Origin of the sequence: Tenacibaculum ascidiaceicola, assembly GCF_047470925.1 — a bacterium.
GTDB classification, from domain to species: Bacteria; Bacteroidota; Bacteroidia; order Flavobacteriales; family Flavobacteriaceae; genus Polaribacter; species Polaribacter discolor.
Window position 1 is genome coordinate 80,325 of sequence record NZ_JAZKJP010000005.1, and the last position, 12,403, is coordinate 92,727.

Genomic DNA, 12,403 nt, shown 5'->3' on the forward strand with positions numbered 1-12,403 from the left:
ACACTCTATAAAGGATTAGGTATGCTTATAAATTTTTCTGGAAGTTCATGTAACTTTCCATTAATGGTTACTCTTACATCAAAACTATCTGGCCTTTTTGAATTTCCTATAAAATTTGGTCTAATTTCCAATTTAATCTTATCATTGGGGCTACTTTGTTTTAAGTTTTGTATATATACCTCCATTTTTCTCCAAGTACCAGGGTCTCCAGGCTGATTATATTTTGGATTCTGTGGAAAGTAATTAATTTGTTCTGCTGGTCCTCCACTTTCTGCACTTGCCATGTGCCCTCCATCATCTCCAGGATTTACTCCATCTTTTACCTCTTTCGCTCTTTGTTGGGCTGGTTCGTTTCTTTTATAACCTGCATCGTATCGAACATCATTGTCTGTTATCTTTTTTACTCGACCCAATTCATCTGTTTCAAATATAAAGCGTCCGTTATCTACTTCATAATTAAACCCTTTCATAAGTGGTGGGTCTACATTTAATAGGTGGTTCCATCCATCTCCTTTACCTCCTGCTTTGGCTACAATTTTACCATCTGTAATCGTTGCCCATACAGTTCCTTTTTTATCTACCAATTGTATTTTCTCTCCTACTTTTTCTAATTTCCATGTACCTGGTAAATTACTTCGTGTAAGCATTTCTTCAAATTCTTTATACCTACCTTCTGTGCCTTTAAACATTTTTACAAGGTCATCTTTAATCTGCGGAGATAAGTTATCAACAAACTTTTGTTTTAATAATACCGACTCTCCTGATGGTGTACCAGAATTTATGGTAAGTTCATCAATTTGTCCGTTAGGTTTAGCATTATACCAATCTTCTGCTTTTACAACTCCGTTTTCATAAATCCTCATTTCTCCATTAGAGCCTATAACATTTCTTCCTATAACAGCAGCTATTTCTTGTGCACTTTCAGCATTATTACAACTTAATAAACGTATTTGCTTTTCTTTTGATACATTTCGCAATGCATTTGCAAATTCACTAGCTGTTAAAGTTGTATTTTCTACTTTTCCTGCAACCTCAATCAACATCGAAAAATTTTCCCCTGCATCATCTGAATGGACTATAATATCTATATAGTTATCTCCTTCATTAATAAAACTCTTTACTTTGTTTATATCCACTGGTGGTGGGCCTACTAAATCAATAATACTGTTTTTTAGATGTTTTGCATCAATCTTTAATAACTTCTTAACTGCTAATATTTTTGCTTTAGCACTTCTAGCTCTTACTGCTAAATTTGTTAATTCACTATTAATTTTTCCTTCTGCTATAATATTATCTAACCATTTTTCAGATTCTCTTAATTTATTAGCTCCTATCTCGGCAATTTGAGTTGCTGTTAAATCTTCGGTTAAGATATTATCAATAAAATCATTAACTTGTTGTTTAGATGGTAAAGGTTTGGTATTCTGCTTAGCTACTTTTTTATACAGTTTGTTAATACTCTTTACACCATCTTTTAAAAACTCATCAATAGCAATTGTTGCTGTTAAAATATTTAATGATTCTAAAAATATTTTTGCGTTAGGAGATAAATTTTTCGACGACGATGTTAATGTAATATTAACACCAGACCCTACCATATCAGCAATTATATAAACTTTACGTAAGGTTGAAGGTGCTTTAGCTAATGCTCCAGCTCCAGTAGCTAAACTTACTACGTCTATTGCTGCTTCAATTCCATCTATGGTATTTTTAGTATCTCCAACATCATTTGCATAATACGCAAGCATTGCTGGAGCAATTACTGGAGTTTCTTTGTTATAATCACTAAGCATGCTTAGTGATGATTTATTAACAAACCATATAGGATCTAAAGGCGATAAAGGAACTGGGGTTTCTTTATAAACATTTTGAGCATTACAACTCATTTCATTATGTATAGAAATGTCAACTGTTTTTTCCGAATCCCAATCTACTTTAGTATCTAAAGTACAAGTATAGAAAAAAGCTGTTGGCACATTTGAGCCCACTTCTTTCATAAAATCCCAAAAACCTCTATGATAAAAGTTTATAATTCGGTCTGCAAACTCTTCATCTGTATACTCTAAAGCTTTCTGTTTAAATAAATCTGATTTTGACGATAAACCAATCAGTACTTCAACAAATTTTTTGTAGTTATCGTCTGTTAACCATGTATGATCATTGTCTATTTTATATGCTAACCTCTTTAATAAAAAGTCTTCAGTGTTAATTTTAGATTTACCTAATAAAGCTGTAAGTAAATTATCTACATCCTCATTTTTTGTAAATTTCAACAACCTGATAATTTCTATCTCCGCACTATTATTTGTTGATATACCTCGTTGAGTTAAAATACTTATAGCTATTATTTTGTTAGCAACACTAACTTCTTTTAACTCTTGATTGGATAAATTATCAATACAGTTCTTAACTCTGCTAAATGAAGAGTTTTCTGTTAAATTATCTAATGTTTCTTTACAGTTACCTAATCCACTCTTAACTCCATTTATTAGTTTAACATAAACATCAATTAATTTTTGTTCATCTAACTCTTTTAAAACCACATATGCTTTATCAGAAGGAATATGAGATTGAGTGCTATCTTTTTTTAAAGCTAACTGAGGAAACTTTACTTTAACAATATCTGGATATGAATTATTTAAAAATGCAAGTTTCGATACTATAAAATATTTAGTACCCCAATCTATATGCTCCCCAAAAAATTGTTGTACTAATTCTTGATTTAACTTGTAAGATTCATCATAAGGAGTAGTAACTCCATACTTATAGTTCTTTTCATATATTTTAAATGATCTATTTGTTACAGTCTGTAATTTATTATAAGTACTAGGTTTAAGTATATTTACCTCTTCGTTCTCTTTAAAGCTTAAGGCTTCAACTTTTGACTTTAAGAGTCGTCTTGAATCTCCATCAGGAACTACTGTAATTATATTTTTATGGTATTCTTTTCTTTTTTCAACATCATACTCTTTAAAACCTTTATAAACAAACCCAAAATCCTCAATAGTGTATTCACCTTGAGTCGTTATTTTATCTATACTCGCAGAATACTTTACACTATCTATTTCAAAAGATTGTAATGCACCTGTAGGATAGTGCACATAAGGATTTAACTTATCCACACCAGTCACAAAACTCAATTTTCTAACTTTTTTAGGAAGTGTTACATAACTTCCATTCATAGTTAAGAAAGTAAAAGTACCATCAGGGTTTGCAAATTCTTTTGGAATACCTGATATAACTGTATTTTGCCCCTCACTATCTCTATCAAAAACTCCGATACGTAATTTAGGGTTGTGTATGGCTTGCCAATGTACAAAAGGAAGTTTTGTTCCATCTTTATAATCAAGTAACCAATTAGTAGCTTTTTGCGCATATTGATAGCTATGTGAAGAGAACGGGTGCTTTAATTGGAAAGCTCCGTGCCCTAACTCGTGAGCAGCAGTCAATGCTACACAGTCTACAGTTGAACAGTTGGTAGTATACACATACCCAAACTGCCTACCTAAAGGCATTAATCCTTTTTCGCTAGTAGAAGAAGGTGTTTTGTCTGTTACAATCAAATAATAAGCATCTTGCTGGTATTGTGGATGCTGCTTTAGCTTATTATTTATTTGACGTTGTTGTTCGGTATATTGTGCTGCGAAACCACTTTCTCCACTTTGTATGATTCCGTTTGGAGTTAAGGTTTCTAAATCGTTTTTAAAATCGTTAATTTCAGTAATGGTAAGGTTTACCATTGCTTGTTGATATATGTTTTGTAACGATTCTTTTATGTTCCTTGTATTACTATTACTTGTATTGACTAAAACTACTTTTACGTTTTTAGAAGTTGCTTGGTATTGTATAAGAGCACCTGCAACCTCATATTTAGTTCCTTGTTTTACTAAGGCTTGGGTTTCTATTTCAGCATCGTCAAAAATTCCTTTTAATTGTAAGGTGTAAGAAGTAGCTGTACTATCTATTTTTGTAATAGCTACTCCTTCTTTTGTTTTAAAAACAATGTCTTGAGGTTTAATTTTGCTATCTGTAATAGCTAAATTCGCTACAATAGTTTCTGTATCGTTTTTTGCAACAGCTTTATAAGGAACATAATAATTGTTACCTAATTTTTTGTATAAATCTTTCGTAGCACTATAGTTACTTTCGTAGCTATCAAACCCATATTTACTATTGGATGCTTTTTTAAAGGTTACTATTACTCCTTTGGCTGATATGGCAGTAGCTTGACCATTGGTATTAACACCATTGGTATTTTCTGGATTGCTAGCTCCCCCTTCCGCTTGTGTTCCTTGCGGAGTTACATTACCTTCTTCATCAACCGCCCAAACTTGTCCGTTACTATCTGTTATTACAATATCTTCCCCTCCAGGTAACTCTACCACTTCTCCATTTTCTCCTATAACTAATATATCTCCATTCGGATCTATCTGTACATCTGAAACTGGGAAATCTACCTTAGTTGATTCTGAGTTTCCGGTTCCACCATGAGTCCAGTCATTAGTATCTTCCATGTCTCCCCAAGTTGGGTCGTAGGTCGTTTTTACTACACCTTCTATCAATTGATAATCGGTATTGATACTTATAGCATCAAAGGTTACCGCTATTTTAGTGTCCCCTAAATAAGGAACTACGATGTACCCTACTCCTGTAAAGATTCCGTTTCCTCCTTGTACTTGTTTAACTGTTACAGGAAAATCACCTGCGGTGAAGGTTTCATTTATCCCTATATTTTTTAGTGGATCGTTATTATCAATTTGTATTTCTGGAATAATTCCGCAGTTATAACTACTCCCCATTTCGTCTTTTGCAGGCATGGTAAACTGACTCATATGACTGTATGAATAGTTTTGGTCAAAATCTGTCAGTTCATTACAAGTACCTCCAACTCGAAACATATACGTTTTTCCTTCTCGTAAATTACTTATTTGTGCTTGTGTGTTATAAGTATATACTTCAAACCATTCAGCATCGGGTATATCTGCTCTTTTATATTGTACATGGTATTTTTTATGGTCTGGGTGTCCTTGCCAAGTAAGTTTAACTCTATCTTTGGCTACTACTTCTGACAATACAAAAGTTGGTGGATAACAGGCATTGGTATAGGTAAAGTAATAAATTTCGCTATAACCATCATTTTTAAAAATTGAGTTTTCACTAACTCCTGTAGTAGATTTGGCTTTTACTCGCCAACCATATCTTCTATTAGGTAATAAAGTAGGTTTTCCTATATTGTATAATAAAGTAGTTGTATACGTAGTTTCTGAGTAATAGTTAGGCGATGCTAAAAAAGCTGCTTGCGGATTTATTTGTGTATCCCATAATTCTCGTAACTCAAATTCGTACGATACATTAGTAGCATTGGTATGTCTTGGCGTCCATTGAAAAATAATATTCATCGGATCTTGCGCCACTATTTGGTCTCCTTTATATGGTAAATTTAAAAACGGTGGATCGTTTAATAATAAATATACATTAGAGCAGCCTGCTGTTGGATGATTTAATTGTTGATTTGAATATGCATCGTACACTTCCCAACAAAAGGAGTACATTCCTTCTGGCAAAGGTTTATTATACTGCTGAGGTGAAATACCTATTAAATTATTAGGTTGAAAGTAAGCAGCTAAATCTATATTTGTAAACTGCTGTAGTACTCCTCCATTCAAAATTACCTGCGAAGCTCCTGCAACAAAGTCTGTTGATTGAATATCAAAACCATTTCCTTTTATACGTAGCTTTAATCGTACTTGTTTGTTATTAGCTACCACATCGGTTAACAATAGGTTTAAACGAAACTTAACATCGCTTGCCGTTGCATAGTCACTTAATTTTGTTGAATATGGTGGAATAATGGTTTGAGTTACTTGTACTGGATAACGTTGCGCATATACTCCTACAACTAGAAGTAAGCAATAAAAAAATAATGCTTGTTTTAATCTATATTTTAATTTCGATAAATTCATTCTAAGGCAATTTTTGAACTTTAATATCACAAAGGATGTATGAGTTACTTCCGTTATCTACAAACTCCTTTATTTTTATGGCTCCTTTTCTTCCATCAGCAGTTTGAAACAGTACAATTCTTGGTTTCATGGTACTATCAAAATGTAATAATCCGTTTGGAGTTTCCGTAATTGTTATAGTTTGTAAAGGAATGTCATTTTTCATTGCATCAAATTGAGCAACACTAAAACTTACCCCACAGCTACAGGTTTCTTGAGAGTTAATTAATTTCGTGTGTTGTGCATTAGGGATTGCTACAAAACCATTGGAACCTGCTTCGGTTGGTGACAGAAATTTATTATAGGTAAAACCATTACTAAGTCCCAGAAAAACGAGATCTATTTTAGATCCGTTTTCTTCAGTAACTTCACTTGCTGTAACTATTTTTCTTAATTCTGTTGAAAAAAAGGCGCCCACATTATTGCTACTATGAGCAGAGTTAATTCCTAACTTAACATCTGTGAATGTTCTTAAATTTGTATTTGGTTTAACCTGTATAGTTTTTGTTATTGTTTTTTCTGCCTTCCCATTAGAAGCAATCAACTTAATTGTATATGTCCCTACATTTTGAAAAGTAATCTCTGGATTTTCTTCTATACTGTTACTAGGTGTTCCACCTTCAAAAGCCCATTGATAACTTAAAGCATCGGTTGTTTTATTTTGTAAAGTAATAGTTACTGGAGCTTGATAATCATCATCAAAAAAATCAACTTCCCATCCAAAATCTATATCAATATCTGGTAAAACTGTTATAGTTTCTTCTTTGGTAATAATTTCAAAACCATTTGACACCTCAACTTGTATACGGTGATCTCCTGGGGTTTCAAATACTACATTAGTCGGATTTTTATCAGATGAATTTGCTGGTTTTCCTCCTTCAAAGGTCCATTGATACGTTAAATCTTCTCCAATTGTATTATTTGTTAGTTTTACTTCTACTGGAGGATAATTACTTTTAATTATTTCTGTTGAAAACTGTATATCTATTCCTTCTACAATAGTAATCTCTTTTGTTAACGTTTCTTCCAAACCGTCAACATTAGAGGCTTTTAAGGTTATTGTGTATGTTCCTGCTTTCGTATATTCAATACCTCCTGGGTTTTTATCTGATGAAGAAGCTACTGTTGCTCCTTCAAAAACCCATTCATAAGTATCTGCCCCTTCAGTTTTGTTTCGAATACTTATTTGTACAGGCACAGACTCATCATCATTAACAAAAGAAGTTTCAAAATCCGTTTTTATAAAAATTGGAGTCTCTTTATAACATGCAGTCATCACAAAAACTACTGCTAGTAAAATATATGTATAGTTGTAAGCTTTCTTCATTCTTTTAATCTACAATCATTCTTTTTACCTGTGTTTGCTTTGCTGTTTCTAACACTACAACATACATTCCTGAAGCTAAATTCATTGTAAACGGAATACTATATTCTTCTAATGTCTCATTAGGTATATACTTCGTTATAAATTGCCCTTGTGTGTTAAAAATACGGAGAGAAATAGGTGTCGCTTCTACTAAATCTATACTAACCGAAAAACTTCCTTTATTTGGATTTGGAGAAATACTAAACGCTTCAATAAATGGAGTTTCTGTATCTCCTGGGTCGACTAAACTACTTTCCTCTTCAACTACTACTTTTTTGTATATTTCTTGTACACAGTCGCCAACTTTTGTTAATAATCCAACTTCATAGGCTCCTGCTTTAGAAAAACTAAGAACTACTGTATTTTCCTTCTCTTCTACTACTTTTGCTTCGTCTGGCAACATCCATTCAAAAGATTCAGGAGTAGGATTACTTGTATGAAACACAACCACTTCTTCATTAATATACGCTTGTGACGACATTAAAAACTCAGCGTTTATTTCTTGGTTACTGTAATTAATTATTATGGTATCAGTTGCCACACAACCCAATGAAGATGTTACAGTAGCAGTATAAGTCCCTTCTTTTGTTATAGTTATTGATGCTTCTTTTGAGTTAAACCCATTACTTGATATCCAACTGTATGTTGCATTTTCATCATCAATACTAGCATCTAAAACATAGGTTTGATCTATACATAAGGTCTTGTCACTCCCCAAGTCCATAATTAATTTTTCAGGATTCTCTAATTTTACTTCTGCAAAAGCTTTACATCCATTAGCATCTATTAATGAAAACTTATAAATTCCTTCTATCAAATTCAGTAAGCTTGTAGCTTTTTCTCCTGTGTCCCACATGTAAGTATATGGCGCTTCTCCTCCTGAAATATCAAGATAAATGGTTCCATCATTTGCTCCATAACAAGTAGGATTCTTTTTATTTACTTCAATTTTTAATCCTCCTGGCTGTCCGATTGTAATACTTCCTGTTACTTCACAACCTCTAGCATCAGTAACAAATACCAAATGGTTTCCTGCTATTAAATGTTCTGCTGTTGCTGTTGTTGCTCCATTAGACCACTGTATATTATAAGGAGGTATTCCTCCTGAAATAGCTACAGTTGCTGTTCCATCATTTCCTGTATCACAAGAAATTTCTGTAGCAGATAACGATAGTGCAAGTAATTCTGGTTCTTCAAAGCTAAACAATACATCTGATGGATTGATTAACTGTAAACTTTCATAAACACCTATTATAACTCCTCTGCTATCTTCTACATTTAAAGCATATTCTCCTGTTGATAAATCAGTAGCTATTGGATTATTTTGATTAAAATCTTCATATACTCCACTACTGTTTTTCTTTTTCCAATAATATATGTACGACTGTCCTGTACTAAAAGGTAAACCTCCAGTTACACTCGCCTTCAAAGCCCCATCGGCATAAGGATTGTTAAACTTATTATTCTGATTACATGAAATAGGATTTTCAATACTAATAGTAGCTTCTATGGGATCGTATAAAATAAACTCTTCTTCTATATGGGTACACCCTTCTTTTGTAGTAGCTGAAACATAATTTGCATCTTCAATCGTTAAATGATAAATCCCCTTCGGTATGTTATTCATTTTTATTTGAAATTTACCGTTTACAATACTTGTTTCAGTTTGTCCATTCAATATTGTTCCTTTTTCATCTTGCCAATAGTAAGTATAACTACCATCTGTAAAAGAGGTTCCTCCTTCTATCTCTGCTTGTATCCAACCATCAGATGCTCCTCCAGTAGAAGGCGTAGCAAAAGCTGTAAAATCTATACTTATTGGATTCTCTGGTTGTTTTATTAAAATACTCCCCGTTACTTGACAACCTCTAGTATCTGTAACCGTTACACTATACTCTCCTTTTGTTAAGGAATTTATTTGTGCTACTTTGTTTCCTCTTTCCCACTCGATGTTATATGGAGGTATTCCTCCTTTAATGATTGCTTTTGCCCAACCATCACTACCTTCGTAACAATACACATCTTGCTTTTCAAAAGTTAATTCCAGCAATGGTGGTTCTTCAAAATTATATGTTACATCTGTTGGGGTTTCTAATACATTATTTTTATATACACCTAAAATAATTCCATTAGCATCTTTTATATTTACTGCATAATTTCCTGCATCTAAACCGCTTGCTATATTTGATGTTTGTGTAGTCAATATTGTCCATACTCCTGGACTTGTTTCTTTTTTCCAAGTATAGTAATAAGGTAAACCATTATTTTCATTGGGTTGTAGTTTTATTCCTCCTTCAGCTATTACTTCTAAAACGCCATCAGAAAAAGGGTCTCCGTAACTATTACTACTATTACATGAAATTGGTTTTCTTAATTCAATACTTGCTTTTAACGGTTCAGGATCTTCAATATAATATTCACTTTCTATTACAGTACACCCTTTTTTATCAACTGCTAAAGAGTAGTTTTTATCTTGAATTGTTAACTTATACGTTCCTTCACCAATATTATTGAGTGTTAATTCATAACTCCCAGCATTAAATCTTGCAGTTACCTGAGTATTTAAATTATTTCCATTCGCATCTTGCCATGTATAAGTATAAGAGCCATCGTTTAGAGGAGTACCGCCTGTTATTGTTGCTTTAATCCATCCGTTTGTAGCACCAGCGAATGTTGGTTCAAAAAAGTTATAATTTATATTAATAGGATTCTGAGGTTCTTCAATTGTTATTGTTTCTTGAACTTGACAACCTCTTTCATCAGTTACTTCAATAGTATAGTCTCCAGCTACTAGATTAGATATATCTTCTATAGTTTCTCCTGTATTCCAAGAGATGGTATAGTTCCCCGTTCCTCCTGTTATTGTTGCATTAATAGCTCCGTCAGTTCCTTTATGACAAAATACATCTTGTTTAGTGTATGTTATTTTTAATAACTCTGGCTGCTGTAGCTCGTATTCTTTATCTGTTGGACTCACTAATGTATTTTTGTTATAACTTCCTATAATAATTCCATTAGCATCTTCAATATTAACTGCATATTCTCCTGCTCCTCTATTTTCAAGTACGTTTCCTATTTCTCCAGGTATGATTTGATAAACACCAGATGCGTCTTTCTTTTTCCATGTGTATTTATATTTGTACTCACCTTGTATAAGTGGGCTAAAATGGACTCCTCCTGAAGCTATAGCTGTAAGTTCTCCATCACTAGATGGATCTCCATAAGTATTGCTACTATTACAAGAAATGAAATTAGTTTCTTCTATTTTCAACATTAACTTTGGTGGTTCTTGCAATACATACTCTGCATTTGCTACTGTACAACCTTCTTTATTTGTAGCACTATTATAATTTGCATCTGTTATAGTTAGACTATATTTTCCTGCAATAGCATTTGTTAACGTTAAATACCAACCATCTGCATTTACAATATCACTAAAGGTGTTCCATGTGGTACCATTTTCGTGTTTCCACGTATAATTGTACTTCCCATTAGGTAATGAAGTTCCTCCTGTTATTTGTGCACGAATTTCTCCATCAGAAAACCCAAAAGCTGTGGGTTGCTTTTCATATACAAAATCTATGCTTACAGGTTTTTCAGGCTGCTTAATTTCTATAATTTCAATTTTTTCTTCTGCTAAACCAATAATATTCCCTGCACCGTCTCTAACAATTCTTTTGGCTATACAATTATTGGCATCTTTTATTTGTAAGGTGTAATTGCCCGCTAGTTTTCCAGTAATTACTTCTGTAGCTTCAAAAGTAACATTTGGAAATGTTCCTGTAAATGTTGCCAAATTTGTAAATTCAACCCAATCACTTTCTACTACCGGACTTATATCTCCTGTTTCTCTCAGTAAGTATTTGTATTTTGCTCTGTCTTGCCCTCCTTTAGCTTTTATAATTATAGCACCATCACTACCTCCATGACACCAAACATTGGTTGGAGTAACAGAAAATTCTACTGGTTTAGGTTCTCGTACAGTAAAATTAATTTTATGAGTTGAGGACTCACTAAAAGTATTCCAGAGTTCACCATTATAAGCTAATATTCCTCCACCTATTACTTCTGCTTCATAGTCACCTGGAGGTAAATTGTTTATACTATACTCTTTATTTAGAATATCATTTTCAATATTAGAAACACTATGATCTGTATTTTCAGTAATATTCTTTACACTTATACTCAATTTTTCATTTGAACTAGGATTCCTGTCAAATAAGAAAGTTACATTTCCATCTGTCTCTTCGAAACATGTCACATCTTTTGTTAATGCATTTTCAAAGTGAGGTGCAGACTTTGTTAGTCTATAAAAAATAATATTTTCTGACTCTTGAGAATTACAAGTGGTAATTCTAAAATATATTTTTTTACCTATAGCATCTGCAGGTAAAAATGACGATGGTTTTATTGTAAATGATGATTTTCCATTTACATTAGTATGAGCAGACATGTTTATCCACGCATTATTATTTATAGGACCGCTTGCTACTACTTGATATTGCCAATTGTATACCGATGAGTCAAAACCTACGGAATTAGTTTCTACACTTACAGTTACATTATCTTCGTAACCTATTAAATCATTAATAGATTGCTTTATGTTAATTATAGGATTTAAAGAAACTGTTAGCGTATTGTTTGTAGTAAGAGGATCTCTGTCTCCTTTAAAAACATCATTTATTGTATATAAATCACATTTCGAGTCTGTTGTATATTCTTGATAAGAGCTACCATAATTTTTACATCCACCCCAAAAACCTCGTCTTCCTCTCTTAGCAGAAAAAACAATGGTTTTCAAATTTCTTATTTCGCCTATAGGATAAGTTTTAGTAACATCAATCTCAAAAGTATGATTTCTTTTTTTCTCTAAATATTTATCTAAAATGGTTTCTTTTTTACCATTATTTGATTTTTTCTGTATTAAAAACTGATGTCTACATGTAGCTGACGCTCCTATTGTCGTAATATTACCATTAATTCTTAACCTATATTCTTGTCCTAGAAGAGAATTCATAGAAACTAAGCAGAATAT

Annotated in this window: 3 protein-coding genes; all 3 read right to left on the reverse strand. The window is 32.7% G+C overall.

Annotated elements, in window-relative coordinates:
* Positions 1-5: 5 nt before the first annotated feature.
* From VBY68_RS04845 to VBY68_RS04855, 3 genes are read right to left on the reverse strand one after another with little or no spacing between them, the layout of a single operon-like run.
* Positions 6-5,963 (reverse strand): DNA/RNA non-specific endonuclease, encoded by a 5,958-nt coding sequence (locus VBY68_RS04845; protein WP_415269062.1) that lies wholly within the window; start codon positions 5,961-5,963, stop codon positions 6-8.
* A 1-nt stretch (position 5,964) separates the two neighbouring features.
* Positions 5,965-7,329 carry a PKD domain-containing protein gene (locus VBY68_RS04850; protein ID WP_415269063.1) on the reverse strand — a complete coding sequence of 455 codons (1,365 nt, stop codon included), beginning with the start codon at positions 7,327-7,329 and terminating at the stop codon, positions 5,965-5,967.
* Positions 7,330-7,333: 4 nt separating this feature from the next.
* Positions 7,334-12,385 carry a T9SS type A sorting domain-containing protein gene (locus VBY68_RS04855; protein WP_415269064.1) on the reverse strand — a complete coding sequence of 1,684 codons (5,052 nt, stop codon included), beginning with the start codon at positions 12,383-12,385 and terminating at the stop codon, positions 7,334-7,336.
* Between the last annotated feature and the right edge of the window lie 18 nt (positions 12,386-12,403).